Source organism: Wolbachia endosymbiont of Rhagoletis cerasi, assembly GCF_018454475.1.
GTDB classification, from domain to species: domain Bacteria; phylum Pseudomonadota; class Alphaproteobacteria; order Rickettsiales; family Anaplasmataceae; genus Wolbachia; species Wolbachia pipientis.
Genome location: NZ_JADCNC010000009.1, coordinates 211,473 through 234,216, shown reverse-complemented (window position 1 = coordinate 234,216; position 22,744 = coordinate 211,473). Strand labels below are relative to the sequence as shown.

Genomic DNA, 22,744 nt, shown 5'->3' with positions numbered 1-22,744 from the left:
CATTATACATATAATGTAAAAATAGTGTTAGTGAAGATATATAATGAAAAGTTTTTGTGTAAAGGCGCCTGCAAAAATCAATCTTTTTTTGCATGTTGTAGACAAAAAAGAAACAGGGTATCACTTGATTGAAGGTTTATTTGTCTTTGCTAATCTCTCTAATTTTTTGGAAATAAAAGTAGGTGAGAAGGATTTTAGATACGATAACTCTACAGTTGAATTTATAAACTCCGAGTCTAAAATAAATAACCAATATAACACTGTAATGAAAGCGGTTAATCTGCTGCTTAGGCATGCTCCTGTACGCACTAAAGTCACTGTAAAGGTTGTAAAAAACATACCAATTGCTGCAGGACTTGGTAGCGGATCCTCAGATGCTGGAGCTGTGGTACGTACGCTAGGGAAGCTGTGGGAGATTGATAGGACGATTTTAAATGAAATAGCCTTAAACGTTGGTGCTGATGTTCCCGCAAGCGTAGATAGCAAGCCAGTTTTTGTTAGAGGTATTGGCGAAGAATTATGCCACATTAAAAAATTCTCTTTACCTACAAATGTGGTGCTTGTGAAACCGAAAAAAAGGTTTTTGAGTACACCAGAGGTATTTTCCAAACATGAAGGAAAATTTTCTGAGCCAATTAAATGGAGCGATGACGCTGAAAAGGATTTGTTGAAGCTTCTTAAAGAGACGAGAAACGATCTTCAAGAAATAGCAATAAGCTTTGTACCTGAAATTAAGGATGTGATATCAACACTTGAGTCACAAGAAGGCTCTATACTTTCTCGCATGTCAGGCAGTGGTGTATCATGCTTTGGAATATTCGATAGTGAGGAAAATGCAAAAGCTGCTGCAGTTAATATCGGAAAAAAGCAACCAGAATGGTGGGTATGTGACACTCAATTAATAGTTTGACTTATGGATATAACTCCCTTAATTTCCGAGAATAAAAATCTTATAAATGGTTACAGGGAAGGAAAATTTTTGGTAAACAATCAAGAATATTATGGCTCAATTATAATTTTTCCTGAAAAGGTGATAAAATTGAAAGAAAGTGATATAAACAGCAAGGAGTATTTTGAATCTTTTTTAACAGAGGAAATAGAAATTTTGTTAATAGGTACTGGTAAAACACGCAATATACTAAGTTCTTCAGTGAAGTCCTATCTTATGGAACAAAAAGGTTTAAATTTTGAATTTATGACAACAGGTTCTGCATGCAGAACCCATAATATTCTGATATCCGAAGATAGATTTGTTGTCAGTTATCTAATAGCCATATAGCATGTTTGAAATGTTTACCCAGGATTTTTTCATCAACAGTCTAGTTGCAGTAGTTGTAATTAGCCTAGTAACAGGCGCTTTAGGATCGTTTATGATATGGCAAAGGTTATCTTATCTTGGTGATAGTTTGTCCCATTCTTCGTTGCTTGGTGTTGCACTTGCTTTAATCTTTAAGATTAGCCCATCGCTTAGCATAATGCTCATTGCAATTACATTTGCTATACTACTTTCTCTTAATTTTAACAGATTATATTCTGCTGATACGATATTGAACATTGTTACCAATGTAGTTTTATCATCGAGTTTAATACTTATGTCTTTTCTTCCATCTGGCAATAATAGTATTATTAGCTCACTGTTTGGTGATATATTAACGCTCGATCAAAGTGATATAGTATTGATTTTTTTAACCTCTGCAGTAGTTACTTTGATATTAATATTTAGATGGCGTTATTGGTTAATGATTTCAATTAATCAAGATTTAGCAGTAGTTGAGAAGATTAATGTTAATTTTGTTAGACTAGAATTTTTAATCACTCTTGCTATATTTATAGCAATTGCTGCCCAATTAATAGGAATATTACTTATTGCTGCATTTTTGCTAATACCAGCAGCATCTGCAAGGCTCATTTCGAAAACTCCGATGCAGATGATTATTGTTGCAACAGTTTTTTCTGTGATCTCTGGGATATCAGGTCTCATGTTATCTGCAAGTTTTGATTTGTTAACTGGACCTGCAATTATACTTGTTGCAGCGGTATATTTAATTATCGCTTATTTTATAAGGCTAGTATTAAGCAGGTTGGCTTAATTTTGATCTCGAATGTTAATAATTTTGTAATATACTCATTATAAAACATCACTATCTTAGCACAAAATAGTTTTTGCTATACTATTATTTATATGCTAATGATAAGTTGTTAATTTTATGGAGTAAGCAATATGAGCGAAGAAGGATTTTTTTCCAAATATATATCTCAACCTGTGAAAAAATTTTATAATTATATTACAGGAAAAACAGAAGAGTCAGATGATGTAGCAGGTGATGTGCATAATATTGCACAAGGAGACTCAGAGTCTTTGGATACTCATGTACAGTCAAATGAGAATGATATCATATAGATAGCATGAGGGTCACACCATCCAAAGTTAAAAAATTCCTAGAGAAACCTGATGCTTTACGTGGTGTGTTAATTCATGGAAGTGATAACAGTAGGGTTGATTTTTATGTACAAGAAATAATTGCTAATTTGGGTGAGTATTCAGTTCAGGTGATGGATTTTGCAATAGTGAATAAGTCACCCAGTTTACTGTTTTCTGAATTGGCAAACGTTTCGATGTTTACCAGCAAAAAATTAATTAAGCTGATAAATGTGAGTGGAGGTATATCCAAGGAGTTAAAAAATGTATTGGATTATAACGCAAGTGGTCATTATGTAATGATGGTAGCAAATGATCTTCCATATAATTCTGCGACTAAAAGTTATATGGAGAGTTCAAAAATTTTTGGTGTGATTGCTTGCTATAAGGACAGCAACAGCAATCTTTATGACATTATATCAAGTTACTTAAAACAAAATGATATAAAATGCACAAATGAGATAATCTACCATTTGCAATCTTACTTTAATCATAGCAAGCTGCCTATATGTTCAGAACTTGAGAAGTTAGTTTTATACTTAGGGGAGAGAAAAGACCTAAAACTTACTGATATAGAATTATGCTTTTCAACTTCCGGCAACGACTATGCTACACTTGATGATCTATGCTCTGCCATAGCAAGTAAAGATATGTCGCGTTTCATTAGAATTTCTGATGCATTGATATCGCAAGAAAATTTTTCACCGATAGCACTAATTCGCATTATATCAAATTATTTCCTACGCCTTGAAAACGTTTTGCTGTCAGTGCAAGGTGGAATGAGTGAGCAGGCTGCGATTGATCAGCTAAGCCCTCCATTGTTTTTTAAACAATTGCAGAGTTTTAAATCTCATTTGAAAAGTTTGCAACTTTCAGAACTTAAGAAGATCTTGGAAAAATTGATAAGCTTAGAAGTTACCTGTAAAAAAACTGATTTAGATCATAAAATGATTTTTCAACATGCACTGACGGGTAGCTGACTACTCGGATCCAGCCTTTCTTATAATTTCATCAAAATGTTGTATTTTAACATAAAATAGCTGCTTTTATGCCTACCAAAATTCATTCTTTAGTGTGTGTCTCACAAGTATTCTTTGCTAATAGGATATTTTCGAATATAATTGAATATAACTAGATAAAAATACAGATATGTTTGACATTTCAAAAATTGTAATAACACCTGAAATGTTAAAATTAGTTGCTGAAATTGATGAATTTAAAGGAGCATGGCAATTGTTTGGTAATTTAGCTCCAGAACGTTTACAAATGCTCAAGAAAATTGCAACAATTGAAAGTATTGGTTCTTCTACTCGTATTGAAGGGGCAAGATTATCAGACCGTGAAGTTGAGCAATTACTATCCAAACTTGATACACGCTCATTTCGTTCTCTAGATGAACGAGAAATAGCCGGATATGCGTATGTGTGTGAAGAAGTATTTCAAAACTTTAACAAGATGCCATTTACAGAAAACACTATAAAACAGTTTCACATCTGGCTTTTACAATTTTCATATAAAGATCAAAGGCACATGGGAGAATATAAAAAATTCCCCAATCATGTTGAAGCGTTTGATGAATCTGGAAAAAGCTTGGGCATAGTTTTTGAAACAGCCTCTCCATTTGAGACAGCAACACAAATGCAAGAACTTATTTATTGGACTAGCCAGCAATTAGAGGTGAAATCGTTACACCCTCTATTAATTATTGGCATTTTTATAGTTACTTTTTTAGCTATTCATCCCTTCCAGGATGGAAATGGCAGATTATCACGCATTCTCACAACTTTCTTGTTACTAAAGTTAGGGTATATCTATGTACCTTACAGTTCCCTTGAAAGTAATAAGGAGAGTTACTACTTGGCTTTGCGTCGTACTCAACAATCCTTGAAGACGAGCAGCTATGATTTTAATCCATGGCTTATATTCTTTTTAAGGTCACTACAAAAGCAAAAATTTCATCTTGAACAAAAGGTGTCACATGAAAAAGTGTTAAATCTCTATTTACCACCACTTTCTGCTAAAGTATTAGCACTACTCAGCAAACATGGACGTCTTACAATTAAGGATTTGGAAAATATTACTAAAGCAAACTGCAATACCTTAAAGAAGCACGTATCTAATCTCGTAAAGAGTAATCACATCACTCAGCATGGAAAAGGCAAAGCAACCTGGTATGTAATATAGAGCTCAATAGGATATGTATTCATTTTGAATTGTTAAATTATTCAGCTATAGAATATAGATCACAGCTGTACAAACATTGTAGTTTGAGCCCACTAGATCCCAGTGCCCTATTCTTGTCATCCCAGTGCCTTCTCCTGTCATCCCAGTGCCCAGACACTGGGATCCAGAAAAGTTTGCTTGTAAGCAAGCAAACTAGCATAGAAAGTGGTTACAACGTTTTCGATGAGATTGCAGAAAGGCTAGATTCCAGACTGGAATGACATCGTTCACTATGTACCATATTGCAATAGTTGTGGTCAAGGCACTGGGATCTGAAATTGCAGTGTTCGTACAGCTATAGAATATAGATCAGAAGTGACAGAGCTTAAAAAAAGGCCTAACATTCTTAATAAACGTAAAAAGCTTTATGAAAATCAGAGTTGGAGTAATAGGCTGCTTAGGCAGAATGGGCAAAAAAATACTCAATGAATTAATTACAAATACCAAAGTGGAAATAGCAGGTGCTGTTGCCCGTTCAGGTAGTAAGTACATAGATTCAGATATTGGACCAATTATAGCCAATCTAGGAATTAAAGTTACAAGTTCTATTAGTGGCATATTTGAGTCATCTGACGTTGTAATAGATTTTACAACTAAAGAATGTATGTTAGACTGCCTTAAAGCAGCTGTAAAATTTAAAACACCGCTGGTTAGTGGCACAACTGGAATAGAAGGTGTCGATTTGAAAGAATATGCTGCTGAAGTTCCAATATTATGGTCAGCAAATATGAGTGTTGGGGTTAATGTGTTGCTGAAATTGGTAAAAAAAGCTGCTGAGCTTTTAGGTAATGAATATGACGTTGAGATTTGGGAAATGCATCATAACTTAAAAAAGGATTCACCATCTGGAACAGCTATAGAACTTGGCAAAACAATTGCTAACGCTTCAAAAGTGGATTTTCAGTCCAATCAATATTTACATAGTGGTTCAAACATAAGGAAAAAGGGGGGAATAGGTTTTGCAGTATCTCGTGGAGGTGGAGTAATAGGAGATCACAGCGTGATGTTTGTTAATTCTGATGAACGGATAGAACTAAACCACAAAGCAATTGATCGCACAACATTTGCTAGAGGAGCTGTTCAAGCAGCAGTATGGCTATACGAAAATAAAAGAGAAATTCCGGGGCTCTATTCAATGCAGGATGTGATATGAGCAATACACGTGCCTCTGTTAAAGATTTAAATCTCTGGTACGGCTCTAAGCAAGTTTTATTCGATATAAATTTGAATATTTATAAAAGAAAAGTTACTACTTTTATCGGACCATCCGGGTGCGGTAAATCAACATTTTTGCGTTGTTTTAATCGTATGAATGACTATGTACCAGGTTGCAAAACTGTTGGTGAATTAGATATCGATGGGCTGGGTGATATATATTCACGCGATATGGATGTTGTACTACTTAGAGCAAAAGTTGGTATGGTATTTCAAAAGCCAAATCCTTTTCCAAAATCAATATATGATAATGTTGCTTGTGGGCCAAAATTGCATGGTATGGCGAAGGATAAGCAAAAATTGAATGAGATGGTGGAAAATAGTTTAACCAAGGTTGGTTTATGGGAAGAATTGAAGGACAGATTGCAAGATAGCGCACTCAATTTATCCGGTGGCCAACAACAGAGGCTATGCATCGCTCGCGCAATTGCAGTGAAGCCAACTATTTTATTAATGGATGAACCGTGCTCTGCTCTTGATCCAATGGCAACCAATGCAATCGAAAATCTTATACAAGAGCTGAAATTAAGATTTACTATAATTATGGTGACTCATTCAATGAAGCAAGCTAAAAAGTTATCTGATAGTGTAATTTTCTTTCATAATGGCAGAATTGTTGAGTCTGGAAGCACTCAAGAAATATTCGAAAATGCTCAATCTCCCTTAACAAAGGAGTATATCCTGGATCATTAAATTTCTGACCTTACCCAGAAAAAGTGGAGAGAAAGAAAAGAGTTTTTTTGGGTAAAATAAAATTTTGGAGGATTAGAAATGGTAAGAGAATATACGGCAGAATTCAAATTGGAAGCTGTTAAGCTGGCAAATGAACAAAGAAAGGTAGGTCAACCAGTTGCAAAAGTAGCAAGAGATCTAGGAATAAGGGATAGTGTATTAGGAAAATGGATGAAGAAATATAACGAAAAAAAGTCAGCGGCAAATGCATTTCCAGGTAGAGGTAACATGGCTCCTTACGACAAAGAGAGGTTTGATTTACAAAGCAAGAGTAACAAGGGAAAGAGACATTTAAAAAAAAGCCCTGGCCAGTCAAAAAGAGTAAAATATTTTTTTATAAAAGAGCATAGTAACTGCTATAAAGTACAGGAATTATGTAGGATTTTCTGCTAGTGGCTACTATAAGTGGACCACAAGAAAAATAAGCAGTAGAGAATCAGCAAATAAAGAGCTACTCGAAGCTATTCAAAAAATATATCAAGTTTCTAAATGTAGATATGGAGCTCCTAAAATTCATGCTGAATTGAAGGCTTTGGGTAAAAGTTGCAACTTAAAAACAGTGCAAAGTATTATGCAGAAAAATGGTATTCAGGCTATATTGAGAAGAAAATTTAAAATTAAGAAACAACAAACGGACAGTAGCTCCCAATATATTAGACCAAAACTTTATTGTCGATCAACCAAATAAAGTATGGGATTACTTATATAAAAACCAAAGAAGGATGGCTATATTTGGCAACAATAATCGATCTATATTCACGCATGGTAGTTGGCTGGTCAATGAGCAGTTCAATAAATAAACAATTGGTTATGGACTCTTTATTAATGGCCGTTAACAAGCGTAAACCTGCCAAAAATCTACTATTACATAGTGATCAAGGTTCACAATATACTTCGCAAGGTTATCAATATCTCTTATCCATAAAAAACATAGATGAGTCATAAAGGTTGTTGTTACGACAATTCTGTTGTGGAAAGCTTCTTCAGTTCTCTAAAAAGGGAGTTACCAATAGACACCTCTCGGCACTCTAAACAGCATATCAAAACTGCTATATTTGAATATATAGAAATTTTTTATAACAAACAACGTCACTATTAACTATTGCATTCCAGAACAATTTGATGCATCATTCTCTTTGTGAAAAACATTCCAAACTTTCTCTCCACTTTTTCTGGGTAAGGTCAGTCAGCTACTTGGATGACAGGGGAGGGAGGTGCTACCCTGACAATCGTCATCCCGCTACGTGTTAGCGGGATCTAGAGATACCGCGAATGAATCGCGGTATGACGGTCTGCAGCGGTATGACGTAGGGCTGCACTAGCTATATCATGCATTTTATTAACCGACACTATAAACAATATCCTTACAATTATGAGATTGAACCACAACTTGCTCAAGCGTTAAGCTGCTGCGTTTAGCGTCTTTACTGTGATTTTTCCCAAGAACATTTGTTCTTTCTCGTTTTATTTCCTCAATGAATTTCCCATTAACATCTTTAGGATCAATCTCTTCTTCAGAATATATAAGGTTAGTGCAATTTGTTTTTCTATAATAATGCACGCCAAGACATATAATTGATAATGCAAGTATACCAGAACCTATAAGTAATGATAATCCTATGTTATTAGTCAAAGGGTTTTGGTAAAATTTTTGTACACCATTAACACCATGTGTTGCAAGTAGCCCTAGAGGAAACGCTATATTTGCAGCAACTACACCAGTAAATAATGCAGTAAATATTGGTCTGTCGTTAATTACTGATTTTATTTTATTAGTTCTAGTAATTACTTTTTCGTCAATGTTAGTGAAGCCTTGTTTAGCTTCCCAAGCATTAAGTACAAAATTTGAATGAGTGCCATTGCTATATTCCAGTCTTACAGATTTTATAGCTTTATCTTTTGGCTGGTGCTCCAACACCTCAGCTAAAATTTTATCCGCATCTTTTTTTTGAATGGAATGTTCTTCAGTATCTATAAATTGCCTTGTTGCAAAAAATATTGGACCAATTGCAAGCAATGCAGCAAGTGCGATAACTGGTATAGTGATATATTTTGGGCTGTTTGTAAAAAATGCAATAAATTTTTCTTTATCTTGTAAATATAATAAAGCTGCAGATGTGCTGAGTATAATAGCACTTGCAGTAAAAATTATAAAGCCCTTCTGCTGCATGGAATACTTTGCTCTTGGCAAGAATCTGTTTGTTTTTTTATTTGTTGTGCCACCTACATCAGAATTTAGTGACAAAGACTCTTCAGAGTCATCTGTCTTATATGATGGTGGAGAAGTTGAAGGTACATTGCTAAGTTTGTTACTTGATTCTCTGCTTAACCGTGTTAATGTTTTATCAAGATCATCAGGATCATCAAATACTGTCTCTTGAGAAGGGGATCTGCTTAGAGTTGAATTTTGTGGCACGTCAACATGAGTTTCTTCACCTTTTGTTTCTTCTAGGGAAGGAGGTGATACTTGAGTCTCAAGAGTTAACGGATCTCTTGAATTAGCATTGCTGTTTTTTTTCTCTTTAAATTCTTCCTCTAACAAAGCTTCTAAAGCTGTATTTTCATCATTTTTTTTCGGAGTACTTGTCCTAAGTGCTGGTATTGGTAAAATTCCTGGTGTTATCTCGCCATCTTCACTTATTGATGTGGAAGAAATTAATGTTACTGTTTGTTCTTCATTTACTGGTCCAGGCATATTCACTCCAAAATTAATTACTATGCTGCATTGATTACGCTATAGTTATTAAGATATAGTAAATACCAATTTACGGATAATTATTAGTATAGAAATTGTCTATCAAAGATCCTTTCATTCAGAGGGTAATCTTTGTCAAAAAGCAAAGTTATTGTGTTTTCGTGGTCTTTTTGTATTTTTATCTGTGATATATTATGAAACTCCTTGTAATCTGATACTACAAGTGCTGGACGGTTTTTTGTGTCGTTAATGTCAATTTGTACGATTGTATCGTTTGATATTAACGCTCCATTCCAATGCCTTGGGTAATAGCTATTGATAGAAGTGAGTGCAAGTAAATTTGAATTTAGCGGCAAGATTGGGCCACCGGCAGAGAAGTTGTATGCAGTGCTGCCTGTGGGAGTAGATAATATTACTCCATCCCCTCTAAATTTTTCTACTTTTAGCTTATCATTAATAGTAATATTCATTTCTACTATTTGGTTTGCTTTTCTAAAAACATATACTTCGTTTACTGCTATGTAATGATATCTCTTGCCACTTGTGTCTGTTGCTTCCATTTTTAGCAAAGTTAACTGAGTTGAAGTTGCATGCTCTATATGATCAATTAAATCTTCACTGCAGCTAAAGCATTTATTCATCAAAAACCCAACATTGCCAGTGTTTATCCCATACACATGCATGTTTTTATTTTCTATGACGTAATTGTGCAAAGTGCGTAGCATAAAGCCATCACCGCCAACAACTATCAATAGATCGATTTCGGACTTATTTTCTTCTGTTATATTGATAAAATTAAGTTTCTTTAATAGTTTAGATACTTCCTGCGATTTTGGTGATGGAGAAGCAACATAGCCTATATTTTTGTATTTATGCATGCTTCAGTAAACTCTCTAAAACTTAAAGAGGAGGAGAATTAGAAAATGCTTCCATATTTATCGTTAAACTTAGCTAATTTGCTAGTTTTACTTGCTAACCCGCTTGTCAAACTTCCAGTCCATGCAGGGTGAGTAAGAGGATCTCTATCAAGTTTTACCCTATCTCCCTCCTTTCCATAAGTGGAACGAGTTTCAAACTCTTGACCGTCTGTCATAACTATAATAATTTTATGATAATTCATTGTTGTTTATAAACTTTTAGTCAGTTAATATTCTAGTGAACTTAATTCACTAAGTCAATCATTATTCTAAAATATTGACAAAAAATAAATAAAGTAGTATATTTAATAAGGAATAAATAATAACTATCATGATTTTTGCTTTCCCCGGTCAGGGCTCTCAGTTTGTAGGAATGGGAAAGAGCTTATATAGTGAGTTTTCTGTTGCAAGACAAGTATTTAATGAAGTAGATAGCATATTGGATGGAAAGCTGTCTCATTTAATCTTCAACGGTCCTATTGAAGAATTAACCATTACAGAAAACGCTCAGCCAGCTATAATGGCAGTATCAATTGCAATGCTACGTGTTATGGAGCATGTGTTTGGCAAATCTCTTTTCACTGATCACAATGTTAAATATGTTTGTGGGCATTCAGTTGGCGAATATACAGCGCTGTGTGCTGCAGGAGCGTTAACGCTTGAGTCTGCAATCGAGCTGCTGAAAGTTCGCAGCGAAGCAATGCATGAAGCTTCACTGAAATGTAAAGGCGGAATGGTTGCGTTGCTTGGAGCAGAGATAAATGAAGTGGAAGATATATTGAAATCAGTTCAAATTGACGGAATTTGTGAAATTGCAAACGATAACGGTGGCGGACAAGTGGTTATAAGTGGCACTAGAGAAGCTCTTGAAATGTTACCCGATTTATTCAAAAACTCGAGTGTGAGGAAACTAATTAAATTACAGGTTAGTGGGCCTTTTCATTCATCTTTTATGAAACCTGCTGATGAAAAAGTTTTGGAATTTTTGAAGGGTATTAAAATGACTCGCCCTATAGTTCCTTTGATATCAAATGTTACAGCTAAAGAGGAGAGTGATCCCAAAGTTATAAAAACTTTACTCGCCAAGCAAGTTGTAAGCAGAGTGAAATGGAGAGAAATGGTTTTGTATATGTCAAGCCGTGGCATTAACAAATTTGTTGAAATTGGCCCTAATAAAGTTTTATCTAATTTGGTCAAAAGAATTGACCAATCTATCAGTACAAAAAATATAGATAGTATTGGTGATATTGACAGCTTCTTTAATGAATCATTAGTACTAACAGCGAAAAATTTAAAAGTTGGATTAAGTTAAAACACATCTATTTGATGTCATTCCGGTGCATAACGCTGCCTAGCTGGAATGACAGAGGGTAATGCAAGAAATCAACGAACTGCCTGTCATTTCGTTTGGTTTTTTAATTCCAAGTAGCTGTAAAATAGTAGGGGCAATGTCAGATAACCTTCCGTCTCTTAGTTTTAGATTATCGCAAGACACAATAAATGGCACTTTATTTAGAGTGTGTGCTGTGTGAGGTGTATTATTTTCTTCATCGAACATACATTCCACATTACCATGGTCTGCAGTAACAATTAATGCGGTGTTGCTTGACTTTTTAACAGCACTCAGCACTTTCGCAAGACAATCATCTACAGCTAGCACAGCTTTCTCGGCTGCTTTTATATTACCTGTATGCCCTACCATGTCAGGATTAGCATAATTTACAACTATCAGTGCAAATTCTTGGGAATGAATTTTTTCTACAAGCTTTTCTGTGAGCTCGAAGGCTGACATTTCGGGCTGCAAATCGTAAGTTTGAACTTTTGGTGAGGGAATGAGTATTCTTTCTTCACCAGAGAAAGGTTCTTCTTTTCCACAATTGAAAAAGAAAGTCACATGAGCGTATTTCTCGGTTTCGGCGATACGTAATTGTCGTAATTTATTGTCTTCTATTGTTTGTCCTAGAGTATCAGCGAAAGAAGTAGGAGGAAAAATATAAGGAATTTTGAGATCTTCTTTATACTTCATCATACTTAAAATTGAAGAGAATTTTGCTACCTTAGCGTAATCTGTTTTGCCAAGCAAAATACTTGCTAATTGTATCATTCGATCAGCACGAAAGTTAGCCAACAGCACTCCATCTTCTGGTTTTATACCTTGATAGTCACCTATTACTGCGGGCCTAATAAACTCATCAGTTATGTTATTTTGATAATTTTCATCAATCAACGATACTGCATTATCATGACAAGGTGCCTTTGCAAATGCGATAGCCTCATAAGCTTCGATTGTTCTCTTCCACCTGTTGTCACGGTCCATAGCATAGTAACGCCCAGAAACAGTAGCAATTCTTGTGTCATTTCCCTTTATACTCTTTGTAAATTCTTGAATGCATTTTTTTCCTGAATTTGGCAATGTGTCTCTGCCATCTAAAAATGCATGTATCACCACTTTGATTCCATGCTGTGATATTTTATTTGCTAAAGTTGAAATATGCTTTTGATGCGAATGAACACCGCCATCTGACACCAATCCCACTAGATGGCATATACCATTCTTACTTTTTAGATTACTAATAAAACTTTGTAGATTTACATTGTTTTCTATTGTTCCAATCTCTTGATTAATGCGCTGAAGGCTTTGTATTACCACTCTACCACTGCCAATATTCATATGGCCAACTTCTGAATTACCTATTTGACCACCAGGTAACCCCACATCAGCTCCACAGGCGGATAAACTGCATTTTGGATAATTAGAGCTAATATATTGCCAACAGGGTGGATTTGCGTTGCTGATAGCGTTGTATTTATTATTCTCTATTCCATTTCCCCAGCCATCTAGTATACATAAAACCACTGATTTAATGTTCATATAAAATCAACACTAGAATTTCACAGAGAAACGCTCCCCGGGCCGGATTCGAACCAGCGACCAATTGGTTAACAGCCAACTGCTCTACCACTGAGCTACCGAGGAATAAACCGTTTTTAATTTATCATGTTGAACGTTGGTTGTAAACGGTTTTTGTATACAATTATGATCAAAGCAATGTTAAATGCGCGAAAAAGTGTACATTGACATGAGATACAAGCCTAATGGAAAAAACTGCGAACGCCAGTGAAAAACATAGCAATTTTATTTTCATTTGCAGCTTTTATCACATCTTGATCTTTTAGCGAGCCACCGGGCTGAATTATAGCTGTAATTCCATGTTTTGCGCTTTCTACTATGCTATCTGGGAATGGAAAAAATGCATCTGAAGCAAGCACTGCACCTTTACATTTTTCACCTGCTTTTTTCACTGCAATGTTCACACTATCTATTCTGCTTGTTTGCCCTGCACCGATGCCAATAGCACAACCATCTTTTGCTATAACTATTGCGTTGGATTTCACATGCTTACATATTTTCCAGGCAAAAATAAGATCTTTTTTTTCTTTGTCTGTTGCAGTGCATTCTGTTACTTGTTCTGCTTTTATTGTGTGGTCATTATTTTCTTGCACCAAAAACCCACCAACAACATTTTTAGTTTGGTATTTCACATTTTGTTGAAAAGATTTATGAATAATCACTCTTAAATTTTTCTTTCTTTGTAAAATTTTTAGTGCCTCATTGTTTACCGATGGTGCTATCACTACTTCCAAAAATATCTCGTTTAATTTTTCTGCTAGCTTTAAATCTATCTCCCGATTTAAGGCAACTATGCCACCAAAACTGCTTACTTCATCACATGATAGAGCCTTTTCATATGCCTCCAAAGCATTATTACTAACAGCAGCGCCACATGGGTTATTGTGCTTTATTATCACTGCTGCAGGCTCTTCGAATTCAGAAGTTATGTTAAGTGCGGACTCTATATCTACTATATTATTATAACTCAACTCTTTTCCATGTATTTTTTCCAGCGGATATTTGGTGAATTGATTGCTATAAAATGCAGCTTTTTGATGAGGGTTTTCACCATACCTTAATTCTTGTGCTTTATGCCCATATAGTGCGAAAAACTCTGGCAACTCATTATTTTTACTCTGGGATAAAAACCAACTGTGAATATTAGAATCATAGTGTGCAGTGAGAGCAAATGCTTTGGTTGCTAAGTGTTTTCTATATTCCAATGTTGTTTTATTGTTATTTTCTATCATCTCAGCTTTTAGTGCTTCGTAGTCTTGAATGCTAGAAATAACTGAAGTAAAACGAAAGTTTTTTGCTGCAGCTCTAATTAACGCCACTCCGCCGATATCAATTTGTTCTATAATTTGCTCTTCATTTGAGCCGCTACTTACTGTCTCCCAAAATGGGTATAGGTTAGTTATAAGCAGGTCTATTGGCTCAATACCTAGATCTTGCACTTCCTTTTTATGCTTTTCTCGATCATAAAGTATTCCTCCATGAATTTTAGGGTGTAAAGTTTTCACTCTACCACCCAGTATCTCTGGAAATTGTGTGTAATCTGAGACCTCTTGTGTTTTTATTCCTGCACTAGATAGCACTTTATAAGTATTGCCCGTTGAAAGAATTTCTATTTGTTGCTGCATTAAAAACGATGCAAGATCAATTATATTCGTTTTATCATATACCGATATTAAAGCTCTTTTGATTTTCATTTTTGTACAGAAAATTTTATAAGATTATATCTAAGAAAAGGAAATTTAGCTATTACATTTCTACACTAATTTAAAGCAGCCTATTCTATAAATTTTTTTACCATGCTTGATTTCAAGCCACGAATAAAATCTTCAATACTACAAGGATTTCTCCCTTCCATTTGTACAACTTTAGGAATTAAAGTGCCACCTTTTAAACTTATGTGCATATTATCGTTAACAATCTTACCTTGTTCTGAAGCGAGAGCTTCACAATCAGCATCAAGTATCCTGATACGTTTATTCTCTATCTTGATGAATGCTTTTGGGTAAAACGCTTTAACTTTTCTATAAGCAACTTCACAGGCATCACTTGCATAAATTTTATAGTCTTCCACTTTGTCAGCGTAACATGCATCGTTATCGTTCTGTTTTAAGGGAAGCTGTTTTTCAATTTCATTTAACACCTCAAGCAGTAAATCACTGCCTAATTCAGATAATTTATCATGCAATGTCTTGTAATTATCGTTCTTTTCGATAAGAAATTTTTCCTGTTTTAAAATAGGGCCGGAATCTAATCCTTCATCCAATTGCATAATGCTAACCCCGGTTTCTTGATCTCCTGCTAAAATTGTGTGCTGTATCGGGGCTGCACCACGCCACCTTGGTAGTAATGAAGGATGAATATTAATACAACCATATTTTGGAATATTCAAAATTTCTCTTGGAAGTATCAATCCATACGCGGCAACAACCGCAACGTCTGGCTTGAAATTTCTAAATTTTTCTTGCTCTGCCGAGAACTTTAGAGAGATAGGAGTACATACCTCTATGTTACTTTCTTCAGCGATAACATGTACTGGAGATTTCGTTGGCTTCTGTCCACGTCCTGAAGGTTTTGGAGCCTTAGTGTATACTGCTACCACTTCGCTCTTTGATTTCAGTAACAAGCTCAGAGAATTAACAGCAAATTCTGGTGACCCCATGAAAATAATTCTCATAGTGTCTTTGCTTTAAGAATTCTCCGCTAATTTACCACTTACAGCTTCTACTAATTTGGCAAAATCATCCTTATAATTAACGGCCATCTCAGCCAGAATTTTTCTATTTAAATCAATGCCGGCAAGTGTAAGACCATGCATAAACCTACCATAAGTAAGCCCATGCTCTCTTGCTGCTGCATTAATACGTATTATCCATAAGCTACGGAAATCACGTTTACGGGTTCTTCTGTCTCTGTAAGCATATTGCAGTGCTTTTTCAACTCTTTGTAATGCAATTCTATAACAGCTTTTTGCGCGTCCTCTATAACCCTTTGCTAGTTTCAATATTTTTTTATGACGAGCGTGAGTAGTGACTCCACGTTTTACCCGAGCCATTTTATTTTACCTCCATTTTGTTAAATACTATAAGGCATATAAAGCTTAACTATACGCGAGTCAGATTTACCAAGAATCGTTGTACCGCGCTGATTACGAATATTAGATTTACTTCTCTTTACCATGCCATGCCTTTTGCCTGACTGAGTAGAAATGACTTTACCCTTGGCTGTAAGGTGAAAGCGCTTTTTAACAGAAGATTTGGTTTTTAATTTTATTTTCTTCATATTCCAAATAAATTTACAAGCACTACTATTGAGTTCTTTAATAGTAATTAAGCATTAGTATAAATAATTTTATTAAAGAATCAAATTAAAATTGTATATTAAAGGAGTTTAAAAGTAATTACGCCCAATATATGTGTTACACCTTCTTTATCCCCAAGTGGCAACAATACTTGCCTCATTTTAACACTTTCACTTTCTTCCTCTTCATTGATTGGGCATTTACTCTCTATTACAGTATCAAGTTTATCAATAACTGCATCTATTTTATATAGTCGCAGAAATGGTGCATCAATTGCATACTTATTATCAATGCGCATCTTTTTCTCAAAACCATAGAATTCAACAGCCTTTTCTCCTGCATTTTCACAAATATAACCTTGATCCTTGACTTCAATGATAAAACAATGCTGCCATGACTCCATTATTTCTGCAGTGTCTATTTCATGCCTTTCTGGCCAATCTCTGTCTGATCCTTTTATGTCATTCCAGTGTTGAGTCACCACATTTGCTATTCTTTTTTCTTTGCCTACATAAATTTCCATTCTAATTTCCACATATAAAACACAGATATGAGGTAAATTTATCGTGAATATATTGATTTTTTCTTACCACAAGGTGCATGTCACTAGAAGTTCTGAGATCTAGAGAGTGGTATTGATTTTATTTCCATTACAACTTATTATTTATAGATAACCTCAATAAAAACGATGAAGCTAAACGAAATCAGAGAAAGATTTATAAAATTTTTTGTAAGTAATGACCACGAGCAGGTTTCTTCTTCTCCTTTGATTCCAGAACATGACCCAACGCTCATGTTCACAAATGCTGGTATGGTGCAGTTTAAAAATATTTTTACTGGTGCTCAAAAAACTGAAATGAAGCGTGCTGTTTCAAGTCAAAAGTGCCTAAGAGCAGGCGGTAAACACAACGATCTTGAAAATGTTGGCTATACAACTCGGCATCACACATTTTTTGAAATGCTCGGAAATTTTAGCTTCGGTGATTACTTTAAGGAAACTGCGATAGAATTTGCGTGGGAATTTATCACTAAGGAGTTATCTCTTGATAAAAACAGACTATCCATAACCGTTTACCATACTGATGATGAGGCGTACGAGATTTGGCGTAAGATAAGTGGCTTTTCAAGTGATAAAATCATAAGAATTACAACGGATGATAACTTTTGGAGTATGGGAAGCACTGGTCCGTGCGGTCCATGTTCTGAAATTTTTTATGACCATGGGAGTCCTAATTTACAAGAGGGCGATAGAATTGTTGAAATCTGGAATCTGGTATTCATGGAGTTTAACAAAGATGAAGAAGGTAATTTACACAAATTGCCAAAAAAATGCATCGATACTGGAATGGGCCTTGAAAGAATAGCGGCTGTTATGCAAAACGTCCATGATAACTATGATATTGATCTATTTTCTGCTCTGATAAATAAATCTCAAGAGTATTGTGGAAGAACAGAAAATAAAATAGCGCATAAGATCGTAGCAGATCATCTTCGCGCGGCTGCATTTCTCATCGCAGAGGGGGTGCTCCCTGGAAATGAAGGCAGGAATTACGTATTACGCAGATTAATTAGGAGAGCCGCGCGTTATATCCACCTGCTTGGATATAATGATTCCCTACTCCATCGCGTTTTTCCGGTGCTGATAGATAGCACGAGTTCGGCTTATATGGGGGATATTTATCCTGAATTGATCAGAGCTAAAAGCTTAATAGAAACGACGTTAAAATCAGAGGAAGAAAACTTTAAAGACACTTTGATGAAAGGTATCAATCTCCTGGAGAAATTCACTGCAGATTTAAAACCAGGCGATACTTTGCCTGGAGAATCAGCGTTTAAGCTATATGACACCTACGGATTTCCTTTGGATATTACACTTGATATTTTAAAAGAGAAAAAAATAAATTTTGACCAGAAGGGTTTTGATGATGCAATGGAAGAACAAAAAGAGAGAGCACGTGCTAAATGGGCTGGATCTGGTGAAAAATCTGTTGAGCAAGTGTGGTTTGATTTGATTGATAAATTTGGCAAAACAAAATTTGTTGGTTATGAGTTCAATGAAGTAAGTGATGCGAAAATACTAGCTATAGTTTCCTCCAAAAATGAAGTAATTGATTCTGCAAAGGAGGGAGAAAAGATAACCATTATACTTGATAAAACACCTTTTTATGGCGAGTCAGGTGGACAGGTGGGAGATACTGGCAGTCTGATCAAACCTGGTAGAAGTATTATTATAGTCGAGAATACCAATAAGGTTAATGACCTATGTTTGCACAGATGCATAGTTAAATTCGGTTCAATTTGTAAAGGTGACACAGTTACAGCAAGCATAGATAAGGAAAGAAGGCAAACCTTAAGAAGAAATCATTCAGCTACACACCTTTTGCACTTTGTATTGAGAAAAATCTTGGGTGATCATGTCACTCAAAAAGGTTCCCTAGTTGCACCGGATAAGTTACGATTTGACTTTAGTCATAACACTCAAGTTACTCAGGATCAGCTATTCTTAGTAGAAGATATGGTAAACTCTCTAATCAGAGAAAACCTTTCTACGTCTACAAAAATTCAGAGCATGAATCAGGCAATAGACGAAGGAGCTATGGCGTTATTCGGTGAAAAATATGGCAACCAAGTAAGAGTAGTGAAGATTGGAGATTCAAGGGAACTGTGTGGTGGCACACACGTTGAACATACTGGAGAAATTGGTTTGTTTAAGATAGTAACAGAGAGTTCTGTTGCTTTTGGAGTGAGGAGAATTGAAGCTTTAACTGGTCAGGAAGCAATCAATTATGTACGTGATAATGAAATTAACTTAAAAAAAGTTGCAGAATTCGTAAAAGCGCCAGTGAGTGAAATAACAAGCAGATTAAGTATTTTAAGTCAAGAACACAAAAAATCCGAAACCAAAATAAAAAACCTATATAAAAAGCTTGTGAGTGCAGAGAATATAAAAAGCACCGAAATAAATGGAATAAATTTTATAAGCCACACTTTCACTGATATTCCAGCAAATGTAATAAGAGAGTTTGTTTTGCAGCAACAAAAACCAAAAACGGTAATAGCTTTCACGGCAACAGAAAAAGATAAAACAGTCTTGATTATTAAAGTAAGTAAAGACTTAATCAATAAGATTAGCGCAAAAGAACTAATATCAATAGCAGTTGAAAAGAACTGTGGTGGAAATGCTGAACTTGCACAAACAGGCTGTGATAGCAATAAAATAGATGATGTCATTACAGCCATTTATAGCAAAATAACAGCTTCTAAGCACTCTACGTCATACCACCACGAACCGTCATACCGCCGCGGCGCTAACAAGCAGCGGGATACTTAACCATCGTCTACACCGTCATACCGCGATTCATTCGCGGTATCTCTTAGCCGCTAACAAGAGATCCCGCTAACAAGCAGCGGGATGACGAATTACTATGCCGCCGCGAACCGTCATACCGTTGCAAACCGTCATACCGCGATTCATTCGCGGTATCTCTTAGCATAGATCCCGCTAACAGGTAGCGGGATGACGGTTGTCAGGCTAGCTGTCATCCAAGTAGCTCGACTACTTGGATCCAGGAAAAAGAATGGTGTCATGAAAGTAGCTGACACTGATTCCTTTATGATGGTGTCATCCCAGTGCCCAGACACTGGGATCCAGGAAACTTAATTGCAAGTAATGCATTGGATTTGGTGAGTATGGGTTTTGCGTTATAGAATGAAGCACTTTTGGTGAATTTATAAAGAAAGCTGGATCCCAGTGTCAAGCACTGGGATGACAAGGTATAAACCTTATCGTCATGCCGCCGCGAACCGTCATACCGCGATTCATTCGCGGTATCTCAGCCGCTAACAAGAGATCCCGCTAACAAGTAGCGGGATGACGGTTGTCGTTCAGCCACAAACATTAAGAAATTTACCAAATGAAAAAAAAGGCAAAAGAAGCCCCGTGGTTATTATCCGCTTTAAAATATTGGCGTTTTTTATGTTTTAAACGCTTGACAAGCGAAATTCAGCTGCTTTTAATTGCAACTAACTTACGCTGCAAACGTTTAAGAAATTTACTAAGCAGAAAAAAAGACAAAGAATCCCCGAGTTAGCTAGTCTTTTACTATCTCTGTCGAGTATTGGCATTTTTTGATGTCTTGTAACGCTTTATAAGCGCGTTCAGCTTATTTAGATAAAAATCTAGATGTAGATGAAGTTTTGTAAAGACATACAGTATCTATATACTGCAAAAAATTGAACATAAGACGCCGATACATTAAGTAATCCTTACCTTTTAATCTGCAGATTGGCGAAAGCAAATACAATAGCTTCAGTTTCATGATAAGGGGGCTAGCGGAGTTTGTCAAGGAATTCTTATTAAAACTAAAGAGCTCAAATGAAAGGAGGTAAACTCTAAAGTATACATTTAGTAGCGCTTTCTATGAGAGAAATCGTATTACCTATTCCGTAAAGCTTTATGAAAGATCCCATTCTTGGACCGGTTTTTTGGCCAAGTAACGTTTCATATAATAGCTGAAACCAGTCACGTAAGTTGGTGTAATCATATTTTTTTCCAATAGAAAATACCTGAGATTGAATTTCTTCAGCAGTAGCAGTTGTAGATAGAGAATGTAAAGTGTCCTTCAAATCTAGTAACGCTGCTTTTTCTTTTTCATTTGGAGTTTTATATGATTTTGTTGGCTTGATAAAATCGTGATAATACTTTACTGCGAAGTCTGAAAGTCTATCAAGCATTTTATTATTTTCTGGTGTAACGTTTGGTGCATAAGAGGATATAAAACCCCATAGGATCTCTTTGTTTTCAGCATTACAAGCTGCTGCTAGGTTTAAAAGTAGTGAGAAATTTATGCCTGAAGTTTCTATACTGGGAACATTGCCCTGGTGAATGTGCCAAGCAGGATTATTTATATCCTTTTCTTTGTTCTCATGATAACGCTTTACAAATTCTAAATATTCATCAGTTGATTTTGGTATCACATCAAAATATAAACGTTTAGCTTTTTTAGGACTCTGAAAAATGTACAATGCTAAGCTCTTTGTTGGTGCGTAAGTTAGCCACTCTTCAATTGAAATGCCATTTCCTTTTGATTTTGATATTTTCTTTCCTTCTTTATCAAGGAAAAGCTCGTAGCAAAACAGAAGTGGTGGCTTTTCTCCAAGTATTTCACATATTTGACTTGAAAGCACAGCAGATGGAGTTAAATCTTTTCCGTGAGCTTCGTAATTTACTCCAAATGCGGCCCACCTCATTCCCCAATCAGGTTTCCACTGCAATTTACATTTTCCTTTTGTCACCGGAACTTCTATTTTTTCCCCGTTTGGATCTTCATACGTGATTGTTCCTTTATCTGTATTTGTTTCAATTACTGGAACTTGTAAAACTTGAGAAGTTTTTGGGCATATTGGCAAGAATGGACTATAAGTCTGCTGCCTTTCTTCCCGAAATGATGGAAGCATTACGTCCATCACTTTATCATAATTTTTCAGCAGTAGTAAAAGTTTTTCATCGTAAACGCCAGATTTATAACACTCTGTTGCACTCCTGAACTCGTATTCAAATTCAAACAAATCAAGAAATTTACACAACAATGAATTCATGTGATGACCATAACTCTGATGAGTGCCAAATGGATCAGGTATCATAGTCAATGGTTTATTTAAGTGCTCTCTTAGCATCTCTTGATTTGGCACATTATCTGGTATTTTTCGCAAACCATCCATATCATCTGAAATTGCAATGATTTTGGTTTTTATACCAGGAGCTATTTTTTTTAATGCATTTACAACAACTGTAGTGCGGAAAACCTCTCCAAAGGTTCCTATGTGGGGTAAACCAGAGGGTCCATAACCAGTTTCAAATATTATTTCTTTTTTATTAGGAAACTCTTGCAATATTTTTTCTGCTTCTTGAAATGGCCAACTTGTCATTATCGGGATTAAATAATGTATCTTAACTTAAAGTGCTACTAGTTTCAATGGATTTTTAATATAATGATATAGTATTAGTGTTAGAGCTATTATTAGAAGGTTAAAGATATGTCCACAGGTAGTATACAAACAGATCAATTATTTAAAGGTCTTACAAGACCTGCAATGCTCTTTGGTGTGAGTTATATGTTTGCAATATTAAACGTCCTGATTTGCATGCTAATTTTCATTAATTCAAATGATTTAAGAGTGATTCTCTTAATGTTACCAGGTATACATGGACTTGGTTATATAGCTTCTGCAAAAGAACCGTTGTTTATTGAATTATTTATGGTAAAATTGGGAAAGTGCTCGAAATGTTTAAATCGTTTTTACCATGGAGCCAATTCTTATGATATTGCTTAAC

Annotated in this window: 24 protein-coding genes, 1 tRNA gene and 1 pseudogene; 14 read left to right on the top strand and 12 right to left on the bottom strand. The window is 35.4% G+C overall.

Annotated features, from left to right (window positions below):
* Window positions 1-43: 43 nt before the first annotated feature.
* From INQ25_RS03510 to INQ25_RS06960, 10 genes and pseudogenes are all read left to right on the top strand, one after another.
* Window positions 44-910 carry a 4-(cytidine 5'-diphospho)-2-C-methyl-D-erythritol kinase gene (locus INQ25_RS03510; RefSeq protein ID WP_213863071.1) on the top strand — a complete coding sequence of 289 codons (867 nt, stop codon included), beginning with the start codon at window positions 44-46 and terminating at the stop codon, window positions 908-910.
* A gap of 3 nt (window positions 911-913) precedes the next feature.
* A complete protein-coding gene (locus INQ25_RS03505; protein ID WP_213863070.1) occupies window positions 914-1,279 on the top strand; it encodes an Mth938-like domain-containing protein in 366 nt (121 codons plus the stop codon).
* A gap of 1 nt (window position 1,280) precedes the next feature.
* Entirely contained in the window at window positions 1,281-2,090 is an 810-nt protein-coding gene (locus INQ25_RS03500) for a metal ABC transporter permease (protein ID WP_213863069.1), read from the top strand.
* A gap of 131 nt (window positions 2,091-2,221) precedes the next feature.
* Window positions 2,222-2,401, top strand: coding sequence for a hypothetical protein (locus INQ25_RS03495; protein WP_010082539.1), 180 nt, complete (start codon window positions 2,222-2,224; stop codon window positions 2,399-2,401).
* A 5-nt stretch (window positions 2,402-2,406) separates the two neighbouring features.
* A complete protein-coding gene (gene holA / locus INQ25_RS03490) occupies window positions 2,407-3,399 on the top strand; it encodes a DNA polymerase III subunit delta (protein WP_010962537.1) in 993 nt (330 codons plus the stop codon).
* 169 nt (window positions 3,400-3,568) lie between these two features.
* Entirely contained in the window at window positions 3,569-4,603 is a 1,035-nt protein-coding gene (locus tag INQ25_RS03485) for a Fic family protein (RefSeq protein WP_209472855.1), read from the top strand.
* Window positions 4,604-4,686: 83 nt separating this feature from the next.
* A complete protein-coding gene (locus INQ25_RS03480; RefSeq protein WP_153801318.1) occupies window positions 4,687-4,863 on the top strand; it encodes a hypothetical protein in 177 nt (58 codons plus the stop codon).
* 146 nt (window positions 4,864-5,009) lie between these two features.
* Window positions 5,010-5,795, top strand: a complete 786-nt coding sequence (dapB, locus tag INQ25_RS03475; protein ID WP_010962542.1) for a 4-hydroxy-tetrahydrodipicolinate reductase — start codon at window positions 5,010-5,012, stop codon at window positions 5,793-5,795.
* On the top strand, window positions 5,792-6,550 hold the full coding sequence (gene pstB, locus INQ25_RS03470) for a phosphate ABC transporter ATP-binding protein PstB (protein WP_006280935.1): 759 nt from the start codon (window positions 5,792-5,794) through the stop codon (window positions 6,548-6,550). Before dapB ends, pstB begins: the two co-directional genes overlap by 4 nt.
* Window positions 6,551-6,628: 78 nt before the next feature.
* A pseudogene (locus INQ25_RS06960) lies at window positions 6,629-7,731 on the top strand (IS3 family transposase).
* A 197-nt stretch (window positions 7,732-7,928) separates the two neighbouring features.
* Here INQ25_RS06960 and INQ25_RS03445 read toward each other — a convergent pair.
* The 3 genes from INQ25_RS03445 to rpmE form a co-directional block, all read right to left on the bottom strand.
* Complete coding sequence (locus INQ25_RS03445) at window positions 7,929-9,284, bottom strand: hypothetical protein (RefSeq protein ID WP_213863068.1); 1,356 nt, start codon at window positions 9,282-9,284, stop codon at window positions 7,929-7,931.
* Window positions 9,285-9,367: 83 nt separating this feature from the next.
* Entirely contained in the window at window positions 9,368-10,162 is a 795-nt protein-coding gene (locus INQ25_RS03440; protein ID WP_070356930.1) for an NAD kinase, read from the bottom strand.
* A gap of 38 nt (window positions 10,163-10,200) precedes the next feature.
* Window positions 10,201-10,404 (bottom strand): 50S ribosomal protein L31, encoded by a 204-nt coding sequence (gene rpmE / locus INQ25_RS03435; protein ID WP_007548602.1) that lies wholly within the window; start codon window positions 10,402-10,404, stop codon window positions 10,201-10,203.
* Window positions 10,405-10,532: 128 nt separating this feature from the next.
* Between rpmE and fabD the strand changes: the two genes are divergently transcribed.
* Window positions 10,533-11,513, top strand: coding sequence for an ACP S-malonyltransferase (gene fabD, locus INQ25_RS03430; protein ID WP_213863067.1), 981 nt, complete (start codon window positions 10,533-10,535; stop codon window positions 11,511-11,513).
* Between the two features lie 39 nt (window positions 11,514-11,552).
* Here the strand turns inward: fabD and gpmI are convergent, their stop codons facing one another.
* The 7 genes from gpmI to INQ25_RS03395 all read right to left on the bottom strand — a co-directional run bounded on the left by gpmI (window position 11,553) and on the right by INQ25_RS03395 (window position 16,933).
* Complete coding sequence (gene gpmI, locus INQ25_RS03425; RefSeq protein ID WP_213863066.1) at window positions 11,553-13,073, bottom strand: 2,3-bisphosphoglycerate-independent phosphoglycerate mutase; 1,521 nt, start codon at window positions 13,071-13,073, stop codon at window positions 11,553-11,555.
* A gap of 33 nt (window positions 13,074-13,106) precedes the next feature.
* Window positions 13,107-13,178 (bottom strand) — tRNA-Asn (locus INQ25_RS03420).
* A 116-nt stretch (window positions 13,179-13,294) separates the two neighbouring features.
* Entirely contained in the window at window positions 13,295-14,806 is a 1,512-nt protein-coding gene (purH, locus tag INQ25_RS03415) for a bifunctional phosphoribosylaminoimidazolecarboxamide formyltransferase/IMP cyclohydrolase (protein ID WP_213863065.1), read from the bottom strand.
* 80 nt (window positions 14,807-14,886) lie between these two features.
* Entirely contained in the window at window positions 14,887-15,786 is a 900-nt protein-coding gene (gene fmt / locus INQ25_RS03410; RefSeq protein ID WP_213863064.1) for a methionyl-tRNA formyltransferase, read from the bottom strand.
* Window positions 15,787-15,798: 12 nt separating this feature from the next.
* Window positions 15,799-16,164, bottom strand: a complete 366-nt coding sequence (gene rplT / locus INQ25_RS03405) for a 50S ribosomal protein L20 (protein WP_064125369.1) — start codon at window positions 16,162-16,164, stop codon at window positions 15,799-15,801.
* A gap of 20 nt (window positions 16,165-16,184) precedes the next feature.
* On the bottom strand, window positions 16,185-16,391 hold the full coding sequence (gene rpmI, locus INQ25_RS03400; protein WP_213863063.1) for a 50S ribosomal protein L35: 207 nt from the start codon (window positions 16,389-16,391) through the stop codon (window positions 16,185-16,187).
* A gap of 98 nt (window positions 16,392-16,489) precedes the next feature.
* Entirely contained in the window at window positions 16,490-16,933 is a 444-nt protein-coding gene (locus tag INQ25_RS03395) for a PAS domain-containing protein (RefSeq protein ID WP_213863062.1), read from the bottom strand.
* A 165-nt stretch (window positions 16,934-17,098) separates the two neighbouring features.
* Here INQ25_RS03395 and alaS point away from each other — a divergent pair, with 165 nt between their 5' ends.
* Together alaS and INQ25_RS03385 are read left to right on the top strand one after the other, a co-directional pair.
* A complete protein-coding gene (gene alaS / locus INQ25_RS03390; protein WP_213863061.1) occupies window positions 17,099-19,741 on the top strand; it encodes an alanine--tRNA ligase in 2,643 nt (880 codons plus the stop codon).
* 186 nt (window positions 19,742-19,927) lie between these two features.
* A complete protein-coding gene (locus INQ25_RS03385; RefSeq protein ID WP_153801319.1) occupies window positions 19,928-20,071 on the top strand; it encodes a hypothetical protein in 144 nt (47 codons plus the stop codon).
* Here the strand turns inward: INQ25_RS03385 and INQ25_RS06870 are convergent.
* Together INQ25_RS06870 and INQ25_RS03375 are read right to left on the bottom strand one after the other, a co-directional pair.
* On the bottom strand, window positions 20,022-20,183 hold the full coding sequence (locus INQ25_RS06870; protein ID WP_010962888.1) for a hypothetical protein: 162 nt from the start codon (window positions 20,181-20,183) through the stop codon (window positions 20,022-20,024). The genes INQ25_RS03385 and INQ25_RS06870 overlap by 50 nt on opposite strands.
* A gap of 619 nt (window positions 20,184-20,802) precedes the next feature.
* Window positions 20,803-22,338 (bottom strand): lysine--tRNA ligase, encoded by a 1,536-nt coding sequence (locus INQ25_RS03375; protein ID WP_213863060.1) that lies wholly within the window; start codon window positions 22,336-22,338, stop codon window positions 20,803-20,805.
* 108 nt (window positions 22,339-22,446) lie between these two features.
* Here INQ25_RS03375 and INQ25_RS03370 point away from each other — a divergent pair, with 108 nt between their 5' ends.
* Window positions 22,447-22,743 (top strand): type IV secretion system protein VirB3, encoded by a 297-nt coding sequence (locus INQ25_RS03370; RefSeq protein ID WP_007548615.1) that lies wholly within the window; start codon window positions 22,447-22,449, stop codon window positions 22,741-22,743.
* Window position 22,744 lies beyond the last annotated feature (1 nt).

Excerpts from the sequence above, each read along its gene's own strand:
- INQ25_RS03510 (WP_213863071.1), top strand. The coding sequence starts at position 44 with ATGAAAAGTTTTTGTGTAAAGGCGCCTGCAAAAATCAATCTTTTTTTG.
- INQ25_RS03505 (WP_213863070.1), top strand. The coding sequence starts at position 914 with ATGGATATAACTCCCTTAATTTCCGAGAATAAAAATCTTATAAATGGT.
- INQ25_RS03500 (WP_213863069.1), top strand. The coding sequence starts at position 1,281 with ATGTTTGAAATGTTTACCCAGGATTTTTTCATCAACAGTCTAGTTGCA.
- INQ25_RS03495 (WP_010082539.1), top strand. The coding sequence starts at position 2,222 with ATGAGCGAAGAAGGATTTTTTTCCAAATATATATCTCAACCTGTGAAA.
- holA (WP_010962537.1), top strand. The coding sequence starts at position 2,407 with ATGAGGGTCACACCATCCAAAGTTAAAAAATTCCTAGAGAAACCTGAT.
- INQ25_RS03485 (WP_209472855.1), top strand. The coding sequence starts at position 3,569 with ATGTTTGACATTTCAAAAATTGTAATAACACCTGAAATGTTAAAATTA.
- dapB (WP_010962542.1), top strand. The coding sequence starts at position 5,010 with ATGAAAATCAGAGTTGGAGTAATAGGCTGCTTAGGCAGAATGGGCAAA.
- pstB (WP_006280935.1), top strand. The coding sequence starts at position 5,792 with ATGAGCAATACACGTGCCTCTGTTAAAGATTTAAATCTCTGGTACGGC.
- INQ25_RS03445 (WP_213863068.1), bottom strand. The coding sequence starts at position 9,284 with ATGCCTGGACCAGTAAATGAAGAACAAACAGTAACATTAATTTCTTCC.
- INQ25_RS03440 (WP_070356930.1), bottom strand. The coding sequence starts at position 10,162 with ATGCATAAATACAAAAATATAGGCTATGTTGCTTCTCCATCACCAAAA.
- rpmE (WP_007548602.1), bottom strand. The coding sequence starts at position 10,404 with ATGAATTATCATAAAATTATTATAGTTATGACAGACGGTCAAGAGTTT.
- fabD (WP_213863067.1), top strand. The coding sequence starts at position 10,533 with ATGATTTTTGCTTTCCCCGGTCAGGGCTCTCAGTTTGTAGGAATGGGA.
- gpmI (WP_213863066.1), bottom strand. The coding sequence starts at position 13,073 with ATGAACATTAAATCAGTGGTTTTATGTATACTAGATGGCTGGGGAAAT.
- purH (WP_213863065.1), bottom strand. The coding sequence starts at position 14,806 with ATGAAAATCAAAAGAGCTTTAATATCGGTATATGATAAAACGAATATA.
- fmt (WP_213863064.1), bottom strand. The coding sequence starts at position 15,786 with ATGAGAATTATTTTCATGGGGTCACCAGAATTTGCTGTTAATTCTCTG.
- rplT (WP_064125369.1), bottom strand. The coding sequence starts at position 16,164 with ATGGCTCGGGTAAAACGTGGAGTCACTACTCACGCTCGTCATAAAAAA.
- rpmI (WP_213863063.1), bottom strand. The coding sequence starts at position 16,391 with ATGAAGAAAATAAAATTAAAAACCAAATCTTCTGTTAAAAAGCGCTTT.
- INQ25_RS03395 (WP_213863062.1), bottom strand. The coding sequence starts at position 16,933 with ATGGAAATTTATGTAGGCAAAGAAAAAAGAATAGCAAATGTGGTGACT.
- alaS (WP_213863061.1), top strand. The coding sequence starts at position 17,099 with ATGAAGCTAAACGAAATCAGAGAAAGATTTATAAAATTTTTTGTAAGT.
- INQ25_RS03385 (WP_153801319.1), top strand. The coding sequence starts at position 19,928 with ATGACGGTTGTCAGGCTAGCTGTCATCCAAGTAGCTCGACTACTTGGA.
- INQ25_RS03375 (WP_213863060.1), bottom strand. The coding sequence starts at position 22,338 with ATGACAAGTTGGCCATTTCAAGAAGCAGAAAAAATATTGCAAGAGTTT.
- INQ25_RS03370 (WP_007548615.1), top strand. The coding sequence starts at position 22,447 with ATGTCCACAGGTAGTATACAAACAGATCAATTATTTAAAGGTCTTACA.